This window comes from Paenibacillus sp. 7541 (assembly GCF_002276395.1).
GTDB lineage: Bacteria > Bacillota > Bacilli > Paenibacillales > Paenibacillaceae > Paenibacillus_AQ > Paenibacillus_AQ campinasensis.
The window spans coordinates 1-18,364 of the sequence record NZ_NQLZ01000054.1; the positions used below are offsets into that span (position 1 = coordinate 1).

14 protein-coding genes are annotated in these 18,364 nt (G+C 40.2%); 10 read left to right on the plus strand and 4 right to left on the minus strand.

The features are described 5' to 3' along the window. Nucleotides 1–259: 259 nt before the first annotated feature. On the plus strand, nucleotides 260–1,216 hold the full coding sequence (locus CHH75_RS23830) for a helix-turn-helix transcriptional regulator (RefSeq protein ID WP_095399328.1): 957 nt from the start codon (nucleotides 260–262) through the stop codon (nucleotides 1,214–1,216). Nucleotides 1,217–1,225: 9 nt separating this feature from the next. On the opposite strand, the gene CHH75_RS23835 is transcribed toward CHH75_RS23830, so the two are convergent. Further along, nucleotides 1,226–1,888: a 3'-5' exonuclease gene (locus tag CHH75_RS23835; RefSeq protein ID WP_095399329.1), complete on the minus strand. Its 663-nt coding sequence runs from the start codon at nucleotides 1,886–1,888 to the stop codon at nucleotides 1,226–1,228. Nucleotides 1,889–2,107: 219 nt separating this feature from the next. Here CHH75_RS23835 and CHH75_RS23840 point away from each other — a divergent pair, with 219 nt between their 5' ends. The 9 genes from CHH75_RS23840 to CHH75_RS23880 all read left to right on the plus strand — a co-directional run bounded on the left by CHH75_RS23840 (nucleotide 2,108) and on the right by CHH75_RS23880 (nucleotide 14,742). Further along, the gene (locus tag CHH75_RS23840; RefSeq protein WP_095399330.1) at nucleotides 2,108–3,136 is read left to right on the plus strand and encodes a restriction endonuclease; all 1,029 of its coding nucleotides are present in this window, start codon (nucleotides 2,108–2,110) and stop codon (nucleotides 3,134–3,136) included. Between the two features lie 67 nt (nucleotides 3,137–3,203). Further along, entirely contained in the window at nucleotides 3,204–3,464 is a 261-nt protein-coding gene (locus CHH75_RS23845) for a hypothetical protein (protein ID WP_095399331.1), read from the plus strand. 21 nt (nucleotides 3,465–3,485) lie between these two features. Next, nucleotides 3,486–5,234 (plus strand): DUF262 domain-containing protein, encoded by a 1,749-nt coding sequence (locus tag CHH75_RS23850; protein WP_095399332.1) that lies wholly within the window; start codon nucleotides 3,486–3,488, stop codon nucleotides 5,232–5,234. Nucleotides 5,235–5,594: 360 nt separating this feature from the next. After that, entirely contained in the window at nucleotides 5,595–5,924 is a 330-nt protein-coding gene (locus tag CHH75_RS23855; RefSeq protein ID WP_095399333.1) for a nucleoside triphosphate pyrophosphohydrolase, read from the plus strand. Continuing rightward, nucleotides 5,905–8,349 carry a DEAD/DEAH box helicase family protein gene (locus tag CHH75_RS23860; RefSeq protein WP_095399334.1) on the plus strand — a complete coding sequence of 815 codons (2,445 nt, stop codon included), beginning with the start codon at nucleotides 5,905–5,907 and terminating at the stop codon, nucleotides 8,347–8,349. The genes CHH75_RS23855 and CHH75_RS23860 overlap by 20 nt, the downstream gene beginning before the upstream one ends. A 256-nt stretch (nucleotides 8,350–8,605) precedes the next feature. Next, nucleotides 8,606–9,919 carry a DNA cytosine methyltransferase gene (locus tag CHH75_RS23865; RefSeq protein WP_095399335.1) on the plus strand — a complete coding sequence of 438 codons (1,314 nt, stop codon included), beginning with the start codon at nucleotides 8,606–8,608 and terminating at the stop codon, nucleotides 9,917–9,919. Nucleotides 9,920–9,981: 62 nt separating this feature from the next. After that, nucleotides 9,982–11,577, plus strand: a complete 1,596-nt coding sequence (locus tag CHH75_RS23870; RefSeq protein WP_095399336.1) for an ATP-binding protein — start codon at nucleotides 9,982–9,984, stop codon at nucleotides 11,575–11,577. A 14-nt stretch (nucleotides 11,578–11,591) separates the two neighbouring features. Next, on the plus strand, nucleotides 11,592–13,754 hold the full coding sequence (locus CHH75_RS23875) for a Z1 domain-containing protein (protein ID WP_095399337.1): 2,163 nt from the start codon (nucleotides 11,592–11,594) through the stop codon (nucleotides 13,752–13,754). 16 nt (nucleotides 13,755–13,770) lie between these two features. Then, nucleotides 13,771–14,742, plus strand: coding sequence for a PD-(D/E)XK motif protein (locus CHH75_RS23880; RefSeq protein ID WP_095399338.1), 972 nt, complete (start codon nucleotides 13,771–13,773; stop codon nucleotides 14,740–14,742). A gap of 939 nt (nucleotides 14,743–15,681) precedes the next feature. Here CHH75_RS23880 and CHH75_RS24710 read toward each other — a convergent pair. The 3 genes from CHH75_RS24710 to CHH75_RS23895 all read right to left on the minus strand — a co-directional run bounded on the left by CHH75_RS24710 (nucleotide 15,682) and on the right by CHH75_RS23895 (nucleotide 17,342). Then, the gene (locus CHH75_RS24710; protein ID WP_141235880.1) at nucleotides 15,682–15,951 is read right to left on the minus strand and encodes a hypothetical protein; all 270 of its coding nucleotides are present in this window, start codon (nucleotides 15,949–15,951) and stop codon (nucleotides 15,682–15,684) included. A gap of 205 nt (nucleotides 15,952–16,156) precedes the next feature. Continuing rightward, nucleotides 16,157–16,393, minus strand: a complete 237-nt coding sequence (locus CHH75_RS23890) for a transposase (RefSeq protein ID WP_217989086.1) — start codon at nucleotides 16,391–16,393, stop codon at nucleotides 16,157–16,159. Nucleotides 16,394–17,090: 697 nt separating this feature from the next. Beyond that, the gene (locus CHH75_RS23895; RefSeq protein WP_095399340.1) at nucleotides 17,091–17,342 is read right to left on the minus strand and encodes a helix-turn-helix domain-containing protein; all 252 of its coding nucleotides are present in this window, start codon (nucleotides 17,340–17,342) and stop codon (nucleotides 17,091–17,093) included. Nucleotides 17,343–18,364 lie beyond the last annotated feature (1,022 nt).

The following is an 18,364-nucleotide window of genomic DNA, read 5'->3' on the forward strand; positions in this document are numbered from 1 at the left end:
AAATAAACTGCCTCCGGTAGAGTTCCGAAAGCAGTTTATAGCCTAGGGTCTTTTTTCAATGTCTATTAAATAGGGTCTTGACCAGAGTCCATGGATTAATCCATGGGCTTTTTAATTTCAAGAGTATGCATTCGCTAACGGTTCTTCATTCCATCAAGGTTTTATAGAAGAAGATTTTTTAGCCCTTTGGAAGGATATGGACGGTAATTTGTCGAAATAGGTATGTATCATAATGAATTTCTAGTAGGAGAATTGAACTATGTCCGATAAGTTGTTCAGATGGTTCAAAATTATTTATGCCATCCAAGCAAGGCCGGGGATCAGCGCCAAGGAATTGGCGGAACGATGTGAAGCCGAGGAAAGAACGATATACCGGGATTTACGTTCACTAGACCTCGTAGCGCCGATTACCAACGAAGGGTACGGTAAAGGCTACACGTTCGCCGGGGATTTTGCCATGTTTCCATTCAATTGGACGCAGCAGGAGGCGTTGGTCTTCTCCATGCTCCCTTCCTTTGTCGACCAGAGCAATATGCCGCCGGGATTCGACACAGCGTATGACAAGGTTATGGCCGCTCATTTTCGGCAGAAGAAGCGGGATCGGGAAATTCTGAAACATGTCACGGATATTATCCAGATGGGGTCTCCCGCATATCGGGAGGATGCTCCGAACTATCTATATCAAGTCATTCAGGCCATCGTGGAAGAAAAGACGATCACCGTTGTATATCATACGCAGAGCCGGAATCAGCAAACGGAACGGGAGATCGATCCGTACTACCTCGTTCCGAGGGATCAACGATTCTATCTGATCGGGTATTGCCATCAGGCGAAGGATATTCGGACCTTCCGTCTGAGCCGTTTCCGCTCCATGGAGATGACCAGCCGCACTTTCGAGCGCGGGGACTTTAACCTGAAGAATTATATGAAGAACACCTGGTCGATTGAACGCGGCGAGGAACAAATCCATTTCAAAGTGAAATTCTCGCCGGATGTCGCCCGTTACATCAAAGAAGAGGAGATGTTCGTCAGACCAAGGATGAAGGACCTTCCGGACGGCAGTTTGTTGTTCGAGGTTACCTTGAATCACGATCGGGAGTTTATGAACTGGGTAAGTCAGTACGGGCCGGATGCTGAAATTCTGGCCCCGGTATCTTACCGGGAACGAATGAAGGAACGGCTTGAACGATGGCGCAAGCTGTATGAGGGGGAATAAGGAACGGCACTATTGCGCCATTCCCAGCATTTCCGCCAGTTTACTGAATGGGTGATTCTCTTCCGAGCCTGTGGAATATACCATTTCCGAGACGTACAGTTGATCTTCTGCGGCATTATTCGTAACCAACTGGATGTTAGGGAAGATCGAAAGAAAGATTTTCGCCGTGTTATAGGCGTCATCGGTGGCTCGATGCGGCTCTCCGATGAATGGGAGCTGCAACAAGTCAAGCGCCCGTTTCAATCCGATCCTCTGTCGATGATCCGATTGGTGAAGTCGAGTAAACGCCAGCTGAAGATCGTTATAATTTTGCAGCCAATCCAAGGAGATCTGATGATACCGGCAATGCTGGATGAACTGATATTTATCGTCCATTCCCCACGCGCATAAATAATAGGGCGCCTCGCCGATCCACTCTTGAAAAGCCTTTAGCGCTTCGGGAAAAGACGGTGCTTGATCGACTTGATCCTGCGTAATTCCCGTAAACGGTGTCGTTTCCGGTGTTAATTTATACTGTCTCGAAGGCTTTACATAGGAATGAAACACATCAGTCATGACCAGAGTTCCTTCTTGCTCGGTCATTTTAATCGCACCGATTTCGATAATGTCGGCAAGATGCTGATGCTTACGAACCACCATGAATTCAAGATCGAAGATGATATAAGTTGGCATTGGAATGCTCCTCTCTGCATTGGTTGTTATTAGTTTAGCAGGGGGAAGTGGCTGGGGTTGTCAGGGAATGGGTGTTCGGGGATGGGGAAAAGCAAAATAAATTTAATAGGAACATATGTTTAGTGACAGAGAGGGTACGGAAGGTTAGGTTATCATTTAGCAGTAATCAATTGTTAGACATGAGATGAGGAGAGTTAGCGAGGTCTGGGGGGATTATATATGGCACTATGGCTATTTCGTGCAGGACGATCTGGCGAATATGAAAGCAAATTCTTAAACGATCAGAAGGTATATCTAACATGGGATCAGCTGGATGTTAATCTAACAAAGTTTACAGATCGATCCGAGTTAGTCAGTTATTTTATGAATGATTACGAAGCTGAAAAACTTGGAAGAGCGAGAAACTGGGCAGGACAAGTTTGGCCCATTGCACATGAGATGAGTAAAGGTGATTGGATCATCCTTCCGAGCAAGCTCAAATCTGCGATTCATATCGGTAGAATAACCGGGGACTATGAATTTGATAAAGGACGTGGCAATCCTTACTATCATTCAAGGGAAGTTGAATGGTTTGCAACCGATATTCCGAGAATCAATTTTGATCAAGATTTGCTTTATTCATTTGGGGCCTTCATGACTGTATGTAGAATATCTAGAAACGACGCGGAAAGACGCATAAAGGCGATGGCTGCAAACCATTGGTTAACGCCTAATGGTAACGCTTATATTGATCCGACTCAGTCGGATCGAGACGAAGAAGAGAACTTGTTTGATTTAGAAGAGTACGCAAATGACGCGATAGCGAAATACATAATTCAGAAATTCAAGGGCCATGGAATGACCAGAATCGTAGAAGCTATTCTTAAAGCTAAAGGCTTCACAACATATATGAGTCCAGAAGGCCCGGATAAAGGCGTGGATATTTTGGCTGCGCCTGGAAGTTTGGGATTTGGTGAACCTAAAATATGTGTTCAGGTTAAAACATCGGATACTCCAGTCGATAGACCGACCCTAGATCAACTTATAGGCACGATGCACAATTTTAAGGCGAGCCATGGGCTTTTGGTTTCTTGGAGTGGCTTTAAAAGTACAGTGGACAAAGAAATCGCATCACAGTTTTTTAATGTAAGGCTATGGGATCAGAGAGCAATTATTAATGAACTGTTAGACAATTATGATGCTCTAGAAGCGGATATTAAAGCTGAGATTCCTTTAAAGAGAGCTTGGATTCTGGCGGGGACGGAATAATTTCACCTGCTCAATTTGATCTAGAACTTACTTAGCTGAATTATTGTATCGTTTGGAGGTGGCATAAGTGATAGAAATATTGTGGGAAAGAATTAAAGAAAATGAAGGGCAAGTATTTAAGCAAATAAAAGGTGGAGAATTTACATACGAAGTTAAAGGAAATAGTATCACTTTAAGCCGGACTAGAAGATCGATATCAAAAAACATCTTTGTTGAAGGGTTAAAACACGTACCGCTTGATAATACGGTTCCATTGCAACATTTACAAGCACCATCGTACTTATATGCAATACTGATGGACAGCAGAATTCGCAAAAATGATTGGTGAGATAAGATAGGAGGAGAAATAATGTCGTTCCAGACGCCATTAACCATTAAAGAAGTAATTGAAAATATCCATCGCAAAAAATATATATTGCCAGCAATTCAGCGCGAGTTTGTTTGGAATACGGACCAAATTGAGAGGCTATTTGATTCTTTGATGCAGGGATACCCTGTCGGTTCGTTTTTATTTTGGTACGTAAATAAAGAGAAGAGTAAGGACTTCCAATTTTACGAATTTATTAGGGAATACCATGAAAAGGATAATTATCATAATCCAAATGCGGATATAAGCGGAGAAGAAGATATCATTGCCATATTAGATGGTCAACAGCGCTTGACATCGATGTATATAGGATTAAAAGGCTCCTATGCTTATAAATTGCCTCGAATGAGAAGCAGTAACCCATTGGCTTATCCAAGGCAAAAACTTTATGTTAATTTACTGGCACCTTCTAAAGAATTCGACACAATTTACGATTTTCGGTTTTTAACGGAAGAAGATGTTGAATACGATCATGCAAAAAATAACGCATATTGGTTTAGGGTTTCCGACATCCTTGATTTCGATGACCATTTTGAAGTGAATCAATATTTAATTGAAAATGGGTTGAATTCAGTTGAAAAAGATAAAGCCCTATTTGCGAACCAATCGCTTTTTAAGTTGTATAGAGCAATTAATGAAACGCCAAGTATAAATTATTATTTGGAGAAAGAACAGAAGTTGGATAAGGTGTTAAACATTTTTATCCGAGTAAATAGTGGAGGCACTGCATTAAGTTATTCCGACTTATTACTATCCATTGCCACTGCTCAATGGAAGGACAATAACGCGAGAAAGGAAATTACGGAGTTTGTAGATGAGATAAACCAAATTGGAGATGGCTTTAATTTCAATAAGGACTTTGTGTTGAAATCCTGTTTAGTTCTTTGCGAGTTAAATGATATTGCTTTTAAAGTCGATAATTTCGGCACAGAGACGATGCAGAAAATCGAAATGAATTGGGATGATGTGAAAAAAGCCATAAGATTAGCGGTAAGTCTAGTCTCAAGCTTTGGGTTTAATCAAGAAACGTTAACATCAAATAATGCTATCATTCCAATTGCTTATTACTTATTAAAAATAGGATTGCCTGCTAACTATGTTCAATCCTCCGCATACAAGGACGATAGAAGTATGGTTCATAAATGGCTGCTTATCGCATTATTGAAAAGGGTATTCAGTGGCCAGCCAGACAACGTGCTCAGACCGCTAAGGAAAATAATAGCGAATAATCACGACGAATTCCCCCTGGGTGCTATCATAGAAGAATTTAAAGGTAGTACAAAGTCATTCACATTTACTGATGATGAAATAAGCAATTTGCTGACTTATCAATATGGTCAAAAGCATACATTCTCAGTGTTAGCTGCGCTTTATCCGACTTTAGATTTTAGAAATAAGTTCCACTTGGATCATATATTCGCCAAGAGTCTATTCACAAAGAAAAACTTATCCAAACTCGGAGTTCAGGAAGATAAGCAAGATGCCTTCATTAACGATTGCAATGTCATTGTTAATTTACAATTAATCGAGGGAATACCAAATCAAGAGAAATCGAATATGAAATTTGATGAATGGATCGTAAAGACATATTCTAATCAATCAAAGCTTAGAGATTATATGGATAAACATTATATTCCGAACATCGATCTGAACATTACAAATTTTGATGACTTTATTGAGCAACGCAAACAATTACTCTTTAATCAATTGAATTCTATTCTATCTGTTTAGAACATGAAGGTGATAAAGGAAGACTATTTATGTCTGACATCGATAAAATAGAAATGTTAGTGGATTTCATCACGTGGAGTAGGCTTGCTTATTGTGATATGGCCGTAGTTGCTATAAAGCATACGGCCTATTATTTTGCACTAACAAGGCAATTTAAGTATTGCTTAACCAAACTGTGACAGCAACCGTGTAATTATAACCCTGGCGTTAAGAAGAAAAGAGGATGTGTGGAGAGTGGTAATTTGGAGCACTCTTCGAGGTAATCCATATTATTCAGTTAACGCCAGGAAGCTTCTTCGAACAACTTTTTGATATGATACAATAGGAATACATAATTAACCATGTAAAGGATGAGAATCTATGCCGGTTTACAATAAGTTAGTTCGGGATCTGATTCCCCAAGTCATTGAAGCTACAGGCAAAGAATTTCGCACACGGATCTTGGATGAGGAAGAGTATAAGAAAGAATTGATCATAAAGCTTAAAGAAGAGTCGGAGGAATACTTTGCCGCTGAAAGTTCAAAGGAGTCGTTGGAAGAGCTTGCCGATATGCTTGAGGTCATCCGGGCATTGGCGGTCGTACATGGAGCGACATGGGAAGAGCTTGGAGCCCTGAGAGAGAAGAAGGCGGAAGCTCGGGGCGGATTCCAGGAACGGGTGTATCTAATCGATGTCGACGACAACGCTTAATGTCAAGCTGATTACGGAGAACCTAGCAGATGATCTAATCACCGGGATGCAGAATGCTTCCGGAATCTATATTATGACTTCGTTCATTATGCAGTCGGGCGTGCGATTGCTCGCGCCCCATTTGAAGGGTGCAATCGAACGGGGAGCTGAGGTTAAGGTTCTCGCTGGGGATTATTTATTCGTTACGCAGCCGGAGGGGTTGCAGGCATTACGTGATATTGATCCTCGGCTGGAGACAAGGCTATGGCGCAGTATGGGAACTTCCTTTCATCCCAAAGCCTATTTGTTTGACTACGATAACGGTGAAGGGCTTCTTATCGTCGGCTCCTCTAACTTCTCCATGTCTGCTATGAGAATGGGGATGGAGTGGAACCTGGCTATGAATGCCAAGGCCGAGCCTTATACGTTCCAAGTGGCACTAGAGAAGTTTATGCAAAACTTTTATCACGATTCTACGCTGCCGCTCAATGACAACACCATCGCTCTATATGAAGAGGAATACCGGACCTATCACCGTAAAAATCCGGAGTTAATTCGAATGATCACCGAGATGGAGGAGAATGAGTACCGAACCGACAACGCTAGCGATCCTGTTGAGGATAAGGGTACGGAAGACGAACAAGCGTCGATTCATCCACGTTATGCTCAGATTGATGCGCTTGATGCGCTAGAGAGAACGTTAGAAGAAGAATATGACAAAGCCATGGTCGTGATGGCCACCGGACTCGGTAAAACCTATCTAGCAGGCTTTTTCGCACAGCGGTTTCAACGCGTACTGTTCATTGCGCATCGAGAAGAAATTCTCTATCAAGCCAAACGGTCATTCCAGCGCATCATGCCGGACAAAACCTTCGGTATCTATAACGGTGTCCAAAAAGAAGGGGACGCGGATTGTGTGTTCGCTTCCATCTACACGCTTGGGATGAAGAAGCATCGTGAATCATTCGGACCGGACACATTTGATCTTATCGTGGTGGACGAATTCCATCATGCAGCTGCAAACTCATACCAATCGGTTATCCAGTATTTTGAGCCGGAATTTCTACTGGGCATCACGGCAACACCAGACCGAATGGATGGGAAGGATGTGTATGCGCTTTGTGACGGCAACGTCGCCTACCAGATTCATTTCATTGAAGCCATTCGTCGCGGATGGCTGTCGCCGTTCCAATACTATGGAGTCTATGACGATACAGATTATTCCTCGATACGGTGGCTTGGATCGCATTATGATGACGAGCAGTTGACTGCAGCTCAGTTGAGAGAGTCGCTGGCTGACAAGATCTACAATGCCTGGATCGAGCATAAGCAAACACGAACGATTGGCTTCTGCTCATCGATCCGACAAGCGGATTTTTTGGCGGGGTATTTTCAAGACAGAGGAGTAGCTGCAGTCAGCCTTCACTCTGGCGCCGTAGGCATTACGAGGGGAGAGGCAATAGACCGTCTGGATAGAGGAGATTTAGAAATCATATTCACGGTGGATTTGTTCAATGAGGGAGTAGATATTCCTAGTGTGGATACGCTGCTTTTTGTCCGACCGACCGAATCCTTAACCGTATTTACACAGCAGGTTGGCCGGGGACTGCGGTTATCAGAGGATAAGACGCACTGCACCATCATTGACCTCATCGGAAATTATCGTAATGCAGACGTGAAGCTGCGATTATTCGCCACTGATGGTGACGGAAAGAAAACGGAAAAGGAACCGATCATCCCGACGGTGCCGGATGGATGCGAACTCCATTTGGAGACATCTGTTGTTAACCTCCTGGATGAACTAAGCCGTAAGAAACTGCCACATCGCGAGCGTCTGCACCGTTCTTTCCTGGATCTCAAGAATGAGCTCGGTCGAATCCCTACCTATCTGGAGCTTCACCTTCATGGGAGCTCGAACAGCTGGGAATATCGGAATGAATTCGGTTCTTATATCGGATTTCTCCTCTGGGCCGAGTGCTTAACGAAGGAAGAAGAGGACATTTATTATCAATATGAGGCTTGGATACGCGATGTCGAGAAGACCGTCATGACCAAGAGTTATAAGATGATCGTGCTCCTGTACATGCTTGAGCGTGGTCCTGAGCACTGGGCAGAACCGGTTACTCCGCAGGAGGTAGCGCCATTCTTCCATAGCTATCTAACAGAAAAGGAATACCGGAAGCGAATCGATTTCTCCGATAAGGATTCGAAGCGTCTCTGGGAATACAATGAGACCGGCGTTAGCCAGCTCATCGAGCGGATGCCCATGACAAAATGGGGCTCGGCGAAAGGAAGCATGACCCGTTTCGAGGATGGTGTGTTTAGTCTAAGGGTTGAACCTGCTCCCGAGCATCGATCCATACTGCACCGGTGGACGAAGGAGATTTGCCTGTATAGGCTGCATCATCATTTTGAGCGTAAAGAGGAAAAGCTGGGGGAGTGTTGAGGGGCATGTTTAAATCTTATGACGTTAATATCTATACAACTTAATTATGGTGTTGTGTTATTATATATTGATTGTAATTGCAAAAATTCTTTAAAATAAGAACAACCGTTCTTTTTATGTCGATTTTAAGTTAATTCGATAAAGGATTTTTTTAAGGGAAATGTAGAAATATGTATAGCAACCACTCTACAAGCTTTTGCGTCTTCCAAGAAGCACCTAACTTTCTTATGAAAGCATCAGTAATGGGGGGAAACAAATGAGGTTTATTGATTTATTTGCGGGACTGGGAGGTTTCAATTTAGCACTCTCTCGGGACGGACATGAATGTGTTTTCGCATCGGAGATTGATGAAGGTCTAAGAGATATTTATTTCAAAAACCATGGAATACTACCTCATGGAGATATTAAATCCATAAAAGCTAAGGAAGTACCAGAGCATGATATTTTATGTGGGGGGTTCCCTTGCCAGCCGTTCTCAAAAGCAGGAGAGCAAAATGGGTTTAAGGATGAAAAATCAGGGGACTTATTCTATCATATTATCAAGATATTGAGAGTACGTAAACCAACTTATATCATGCTAGAAAATGTTGCTAATTTTGAACGCCATGACGACGGAAGAACTTGGAGAGTTGCGAAAAAGATACTAACAGATCTAGGGTATGAGGTGGATATAAAGAAATTATCTCCTCATTGGTTTGGAATACCCCAGATACGAGAACGTGTTTTTATAGTTGGTAGTAGAATTGGCCTTTCCCATTTTAAATGGCCGGAAAGACAAATAGTTCCAGATATATCAATATCTTCAGTGTTAGATGAATACCCTGCGGATGCAAGATATCTATCCGAGCAGGTAACTAGATGTATCAATGCCTGGCAACTCTTTCTAGATATGTACCCTGAAAATATGCAACTTCCTTCATTTCCGATTTGGTCAATGGAGTTTGGGGCAACGTATCCTTTTGAGGAAGAAACTCCATGGAAGATGGGTCCTGAAAAACTCAGAAAATATTTAGGTGCTCATGGAAAATCTTTAGAGAATTTATCGGATGAAGAACTCTTTTTAGCCCTTCCTTCATACGCACGAAGTAAGGAAGATAAATTTCCTGATTGGAAAATACGGTTTATTAGGCAGAACCGTTCACTCTATGAAGATAATAGAGGCTGGATTGATGAATGGTTGCCTAGTATCCTTGATTTTCCGCCGAGTTTTCAAAAGTTTGAGTGGAACTGTAAGGGGGCAGAAAGAAATCTATCAAATTTGGTTTTACAATGTAGAGCGTCGGGACTCAGAGCAAAATGGCCAACAACTTCTCCCTCACTAGTTGCTATGACAGCAACACAAGTCCCGATTATTGCATGGGAAAGTAGGTATATGACACCGAGAGAGTGCGCTCGACTCCAAAGTATGGATGAATTAAGATACTTACCTGAAGGTTTAACATCGTCATACAAGGCACTTGGAAACGCATTGAATGTCGAGGTTGTTAATAGGATTGCTAAATCTTTGATAATTGAAGAAACAAGAGAGGAACGTGGTTCATACTTAGAGCAAGAACAGAATGTTGTGTGATTGGTATTATAGTAGTGTGGAGATCTTTATAAATTGTATAAAAACAGAGAGAAGGGGTTTTATTGGCGAAAATTAATATCCGTCCTACAAGCGCAGTATATGCAACATATAAACGATTAAGTTATCAGCCTTGGACAGCTATTGCTGAATTTGTTGACAATTCTACACAGAGCTATTTTGATCATAGAGAAGAGTTGAAGTCCCTACCGGGCTTCAAAAAATTAACAATTGATATCACATATGAAAGTAATAAAGATGGTAAGGACACTCTAACTGTTATTGACTCTGCGTATGGTATGGAGTGGGAAGATTTTGAAAGAGCTATTATTTTGGATAGAACACCACAAAAAACGGATGGTCGTAATGAGTTTGGCATGGGATTGAAGACTGCAGCGTGTTGGTTTGGCAAAAAGTGGAGTGTTATTTCGACTCGGCTAGGATCAGAGTTTGGATACAGTGCAACTATAGATGTTGACAAGTTAAAAAACGAAAAGCTGGATGAAATCGATGCGGATATTTTTGAAACAGAACCTTCCGAGCATTATACAATTATTAAAATTGAAAATTTAAACAAAAAATTAACGGCTTCTCGTACTGTATGGAAGATAAAGGAGTTATTGAGTAATATCTATAGACAAGATTTGAGAAGTGGTGAGGTGGTCATAACTTATAATGGTACGGAATTAAAATACAACGATCCTGCTATTTATGAAGAGGAGTTGCCAGATGGTAGTACTGAGCGCTGGAGAAGAGATGTTGAATTTACTGTAGACTACGAAGGAAGGGAACTAACTGTTAAAGGATTTATAGCAATAAGAATACCTGCGAGTGTAAGAGATGCTGGACTAACGCTAATTAGAAGAGGTCGAGTTATTCTTGGTGGACCAGAAAAAAACTATAGACCTATAGAACTTTTTGGTGATTCAAATTCATATACATATCAGCGCCTTTTTGGTGAACTTCATATGGATAATTGGCCTGTTACCCAGGCAAAGGATGACTTTGATTGGCATACAAGTGGTCTTGAAGAACAGTTCATTGAAAAGTTACAATCTTTTACGAAGCCATTTCGAGTGAAAGCTGAACAAATTCGAGTGCGTCAACGTGTGAAAACTACAGATGTTATTGAAAAAGTAGTCGAAGGACTACAGAAGGCGGCTGTAATAAAGGAAGCTAGTATACAACCTATTAATGAAGGATATACTGACTTTTCCTCAGCCAATCATTCGAAATTTGAGCAGTCGGATGAAAACAATGGTTTCAGCAAGGAATCTAGCTCGAATGAAGAAGTAAACGAGAGTGCAATCAATACAGGTATAATAATCAGCGGACCAACATCTTATGAAACTACCTTTGAGTACATGAATATTAAGTATACTTTTATTGTGGAGTTTGAAACAATGACTCCTTATTCTTCTTGGGTAACTTTATCAAGGTCAGAGGAGGATATATACAATATTAGATTAAACATGAGACATGCCTTCTTCAAACCTTTTATAGATAATAAAGATTTCAGTGTAGTGATGACAAAGTTAGTGATTGCAATCATTTTAGCAGAAATCGAATCAGTTAAAATTTCGTATGATGGTCGAATTGAAGCAAGTTCTATTAGAAATAAAATGAACAAAATTTTGACGGATCTTGCATTACAATCTTAGGAAGGGTGGTAGCGATGGAGAATGCTATTGAGATGAAAGTAAAGGGCAATAGTAGTTGGCCGATTATCTCAGATGGTTTTTTTCGTAAGAAGATGACTGAGCAGCTTATTAAAGATGAAATTCCTTTAAATGCTATAGATAAGATATTTCAAAATTCAATAAATATTCTTTCTAATTGTCCTGATCCTAAGGACGAGACCCCCAGTTCAAAAACCGGGATTGTTATTGGGAAGGTGCAGAGTGGGAAAACCTCTAATTTTATATCACTAATGGCCCTTGCTTTCGATAACTATTACGATATTATAGTAGTTCTCGGTGGAACAAAAAATATACTTCTAGGCCAAAATGTAACACGAATAAGTTCATATTTCAGCAACATTCCAATAGATAAATTAGTTATTTTAGCTACAAATCAAAATGAATCTATTCTTAACCCCGCTGCAATTAAACAATTTATAATGGAGAAGAGAAAAGTAGTAATAGTGGGGTTAAAAGGTAAAGTCAGAATAAACACGATCACAAAAATTTTTAGTGATCCTCTATTATGTAATGTTCCTACTTTAGTCATTGATGATGAAGGAGATCAAGCAACACTAAATACACAAACTTCACGTAACTCAATGAGTGCAACATATGAAGCTGCTATCACATTGAAAGAGAGCTTAAAGAGACATTGTTATTTATCCATTACTGCAACTCCACAAGCAAATATATTAATTAAAACTTGGGACCGCTTATCACCTGATTTTGGTTCCTTGGTCTATCCAGGAGAAGATTATTGTGGACTTGAAGAGTTTCATGGAGAGTATCAAGATAAATACATAAAAGTAATTCCTGATAGTGAACCAAGTATACTAGATGATACTGGACTGCCTCTGTCATTCTATAAGGCTCTTGCAACTTTTTTTGTAGGTGGAGCTATTAGACAATATCGTGGGGATTTCCGAAACCATGCTATGTTGATTCATCCAAGCCAACGGAAATATGAACATCAAATTGTGTTGAGAAAAGTCAATAGTGTAATGAACGAATGGAAAGAAATTGCACGTACAAAGTTGGAAGGAATAGATGATATATCATATGGTAGTCTATTAAATTATTTAAATAGTGCTTATCTTGACTTTCAATATGATGGAGTAGTTCTACCAAGTTTTAATGAATTGGAATGTCTTATATTGAAGTGTATTGGAATGTGTCCAGATGCACATCTTTGTAACGGAGATGAAGATGCGAGCGAAAATTCGAGATTTTACAAAATTAATATTTTTGTAGGAGGGAATTTGGTTGAGCGAGGAATAACAATTAAGGGATTAGCAGTAACTTATATAATCAGAAGAGCAAGGGGAGTATCAAATGTAGATAACACCGAGCAACGCGCGAGATGGTTTGGATACAAACGAAGTTTTTTAGATGTGTGCAGAGTATATACAACACAGCAAATTAAAGATGACTTTTCATCAATTTTGGAGCACGATGATGATTTATGGGCGACAATTGAACGAGCGGAACAAAGAGGAGTACCTTTTAAAGAGATACCTCGAGTATTTGTATTAGCAAATAAAATGCTTAATATGACTCGAAAAAATGTTGCAAGAGCTGATCGTTTTTCTTTTTCAGAGTGGAACAAGCAGGACTTTCTTCTACTGAGTCGTGCAAGTGTAGAGCGTAATATTGCATTCATTAATGATTTTAGAAAGAGCCATCAAGAATTAATTGAAGTACTGGATTACCGCGGTGTCAATAAACACGTAAGTATTAAAGGATTGGATTTTTTTATAGTTAAAAACAATTTACTTGATAAATTAATATTCCCAACGGCAAGTAGGTTAGATCACAACTTTTTGAATAAATTGGAAGCGGCAATTTTAAAAAGCGATATTAATCCAGTGGTCGATGTTCTCTGGTTAAGAGATAAGGAACATCAAACCCGTACTATAAGTAGTGATGGAAAGATAAACCAATTATTTCAAGGTAGAAACTCTACTCCAGGGAGTCTGACCTATTATCCAGGTGATAGTAGCATGGTATCTATTGCAAGAAGTGGGGTCATGCAGTTACAAATTCACTTTATTCGACCCAAAAATATGCCTAATATAGACTACTATATTCCTGCAATTGCACTCTATATACCAGCGACATATTCAGAAAAAATGGAGCAACTTGTAGGACAAGTATAGAGGGGGGAGGAAGCAATTGAACACAGAGAAAATTTTAAATCAGATAAACTCGCTTCAAAGTGCAGCACCAGATGACAAATTTATGTTGTTTAGCATACCTGATATTTCACCAACTGTTTATTATGGTATTGATAGTAACAGCAATCCAGTTTTTGTGATGGAGTCTCCTAATCCAAACATGAATTCCCAAATACAAAGTACTAAAAAATTATTTTTAAGTTCAAATACTAAATGTGAAATGATAATTAGCGGAGCAAATTTCGAGAAAACAGTTCATATTCTTACATGTTTGAGTAAATTACCTGAGGAACAATTAGCATTTATTCGATTAACAGAAGCATTTTCGAAACATCTTGTATCCAATAACCCTTATTTATTAAATGAACTTTTTACTTCTTTAGTGAGTTTATTTGCTCAAGGGGGGAAAATTGCTTGTATAGAATTGCAAGGTATGTATGCTGAACTGTACGTAATAAAGTACTTTATGAGTCTTGGGGTTAATATAAGTTCGTATTGGCAAAAAAACAATAAAATGAATTTTGATTTTACAATCAATAGAACAAAGAGACTGGAGGTTAAATCTACAACAAAAGGAATGAGAATTCACCATTTTAAGCATGAACAGTTATTATCAGAGTTGTATGATATTATAATTGTTTCCTGTCTTCTTCGAAGCGACGATGCAGGATTATCACTCCATGAACTAATTCAAGAAGTGAGAGCAATTGCTTCAGAAGATTTTAGAACACTACTATATATTGAACAATTAATTAAAAATATTCCTGAAAAATTACTTCATGAAATTAAGTATGACGAAACTTACTTGGAAAATAATATTCGATTTTACCATGCTTCTAATGTACCGAAATTTAATGAGTTTCAGCCAGAGGGAGTAACCCAGACTGAGTATAATTCAGATTTGAGTGCCTCACCGCATCTTTTTCCTCACCTAGTTCTCAAATGGCTTAATGAAAGAGTTGAAGAGTAAATGTTTAAGACATACAATTTATTTGATCATCGAAATATCGAAGATTTAATACCAGAAATTGTATATTATTATTTATTTGAGGGGCTGAGCTTGACCCAAATAGAATACAAACTATTTAAGACAGAACACTATAAGGGGTGGTTAAGCAAAACGTTTTTAAACTATTATAGTATCGATACTGAAGGAGATAATAAAGGCAATACAAAGGAAGAATCATTCAAGAAGTTGTTGATGAACTTTATAAAAGTTCCAATGTTGCACACATATTAGTTGCAAAGCTTTTAAAAAATAAATACATGTAGGATCTTATGGTAATTATATATTCGAATTTTAATTTTTCTCATTCAGAAGAGTTCTAAATCAGCGATCCACCTTCAATCGACTCTCTGTTGTACTTGAAATGCAAAATAGTGGATGGAAAGAGTAAACTCTATTACAAAGATGATAGCCTTGGAATTAATGGGAAGGTTTATAGAAACCAAGGCGAAGGCGGATGATTATTTGACGTATCAATATATTAAGTGAAATAATTTTATGTTGAGCAATCCGATGAAGTGCTTTTCTTTTACATAGTGAATGGAGTTGTCAAGAAAAGTGCAGTTTGAAAACACTCATGAAGAAATCCTGACAGCATTCTTTCACGATAAATCGATGGGGGCTAGCCCCCTGGATTCGTGGTGTAGATCCGCTGCCTGTTGTAGTAGAATGTATCTGAAGATAATCGATTGGATTTGAGCCATCGGGTAGTGTTCGGTTTTGTTCTTGTACAGCTTTTCTTTAGCGTAGCAAAGAAGCTTGTTATAGCAGCGCCCTGTGCCGCTCATGCTCTGAATGGCACCGTGTTTAGTCAGACACGCTCGGAATGCCTGACTTGTGATTGACTGCCGCGATCGCTGTGATATATCATGCCGCGCGCGTTTCTTGCCTTGCACGCGCTTCTCAAAGGCTTGGATGCAGAGTTACTTGCGCATGTTGTCGTCCATGGCAAGGCCGACGATCTCTCCGTTGTAATAATCCAGCACCGCCGACTGCGGCATCCTCGCGTGTAATACCGTTCGGGTGACGCTTCGCTTTCTGCAGCAGCCCGTGCTTCTTTATGAGGGATAGACGGTTCTGTAGCTGGTGGAGGTCTATTTGCGACAGCGCCAGCAGCATGCGCCGGGTACCGTAATTTCGATTGTCTTCATGTTCACTGATGATTGCTTTCATGTTGACCAGAAGCCGTTGCTGTCTCTTCTGCATGGGTGCAGGCCTTAGGCTACGGTAATAGTCTGACTCGCTGACTGCAAGCGCCTCGCACATCTCCTTGATGGTCCATCGATCCCGTCGTGGACGGATGTAAGCATAGAGCTTGCATGCTTTTACCGCTTCCGGTCTTTTGCGAAAAAATCGAGTGCGTCCTTGAGAATTTCATTCACGCGGCGCAGCTCACTGTTTTCTCTCTCCAGTTCGATTTCCAGCGCCGTCTTATCGGCGGATACATAAGCCGTCCGCTCCCGATATGCGCGCCGTCGCCATGCAGGGTTCGTTGCTTTCTCCATCCCTGCAGTGTGTAGTAGGCTACGCCTAACTGCTCGGCAGCCATTTGCAGTCCAATCTCATCGCTTAATCTGACTGCTTCTTCTTTGAATGCTTTGTCGTACCGTTTCATTGTCTCCCGTCCCCTCGTTAGTTTCCAATTTGTTCTATATGAGGGTGTTCTTCGACTGCATCTTTATCGTAGCACTCCAGAAGGGTATATCGTCCATGGCACCCTATGGACTTCTATGCTTGTGTGAAGCTTATATTTGGAGCACACAGCAGGCTACTCTATTAGTTTTCAATTTTTATAACCCTATATTTGAAGGGACAACTACTAACATGTAGAATTATTATAATAGTACTTTTTACTTAATTCTTAGTGGAGGAATTATGGGTGTACTCACACTTCAATAATTGGAATCGGCTAACAATTCCTCTCTAATATATTTGGAATGCTCTTTCTGAAGCGTTTGAATAAAATGGATGATTGGGACGACTACTTTGTTATGATCCTGACAAGCATAGCGAGCTTCTTCTACAGCAAATTAGGATCGTCCATCCCGACTTGGTCCTGTGCTGCGGTGATGTCATATTCAACGGTATCCATGAGGTACTGAGAAAAGTTTGCCCTCGTACATATGAGCTTAAGCAGACTTCCGGTGGACTGGATTACATCATATTGGCGGACTCTCAAACAGTCTTGATTCGTTATCATCACCCTAACGCTTATTATCCAAGAGCGATGTCTTACACATATCTGATGAAAGAGATTAAGAAGATATTTTCCTAATCTATAGTTGGAAAAACCCTGAGAGGGCAAGACTCTCTTAAATATCCAGTTTCATCTCCCTCTCATAGCCCTCAATCAGAGCCGACGGCTTAACATGAAGCGCCCTTGCTAATGCGGTAATCGTTAGCAGAGAGGGTGCTTTTTCTCCGTTCTCGAGTTCACTGATATAGGACCGGTCAACACGGGAATAGAGACTAAGCTCGTCTTGAGTAAGCTTCTTCACTTTCCGAAGGTTTCGTAGAGCTCTGCCGAAGGCGAGCAATTCTGCGGATTTCTCACTATTAGCCACATTCGATAACCCCTTATTTGATAGTTAAACTAATCTTATGTCGTTCTATAAGGGAATTTCTGTAGGCTATTGCCTACATTATAGTTGTGATGATAGAATACAGTTACTGGAAAACAATAATTCAGATTACTAAATCATGTTCTTTAGTGAAAGGGTGTGAAGGGAATATGAAGTCAGTGGTGATCAGTGAAGCCGATTTAAGTGTAAATCTGTCCTCCCAACATATAAGGGGGAGTTGTTCTTACCAAGATACGATTCTACTTCATACCAGCTGCTCTCAAGAATATATGAAATTATCCAAGCATTTCTTGGATAAGAACCTGCTCTATGTCAGTTTGTTGTTATGTACCAGGGCATTAAAATCCATGTTAAATGCATTATATATTAAAGTGGAGGGAAGACAGCCGGTTTCAAACATTTTACTAGAAGATATACTGCGGATGTTCCCCGGAGCCTCCGGAATGAATGTGGAGTCGTTGATATTTATACATTCTTTATCCTTTTTATCACAGGAGAGCACTCTTATTAGTAAAATGGAGCCTACACATCTAATGAACCTGATGAGTAGAGCGGATGAACTCCTTCTTCAAATATCCAGACTACTAGAATTGCCCTATGAACCTTATCAATCCGTTATAAAATATAGGACTTGTTAAGGACAAGTACAGAGCATTCCTCACTTTTTACGGTATTTAGAAATTCTTGACCTAGGTCGTGAGTCCATTCTCTTACAATTCCTATAACAATGATTATAGGATGGCGAACGTCCTCGTAATAAAGTCCCGTTACTAACTGAGTAAAAGATCCTAGTCTTAAAGTGACATAGCAAGGCCTACAGAACCTTTTCCATATAATTGTAATGAAGTAAAATATTTAAGCTAACGATGATCGGAATCGGGATTCATCCCGGAAGCAAGATGGAGAGGTTGTTATGAGTAGAATTTTGGTCACACCAGAGATGCTGCTGCGGGTTGCAGCGCAATGTTCCAATGCACATGAACAGCTCGAAAGTATGATCCATT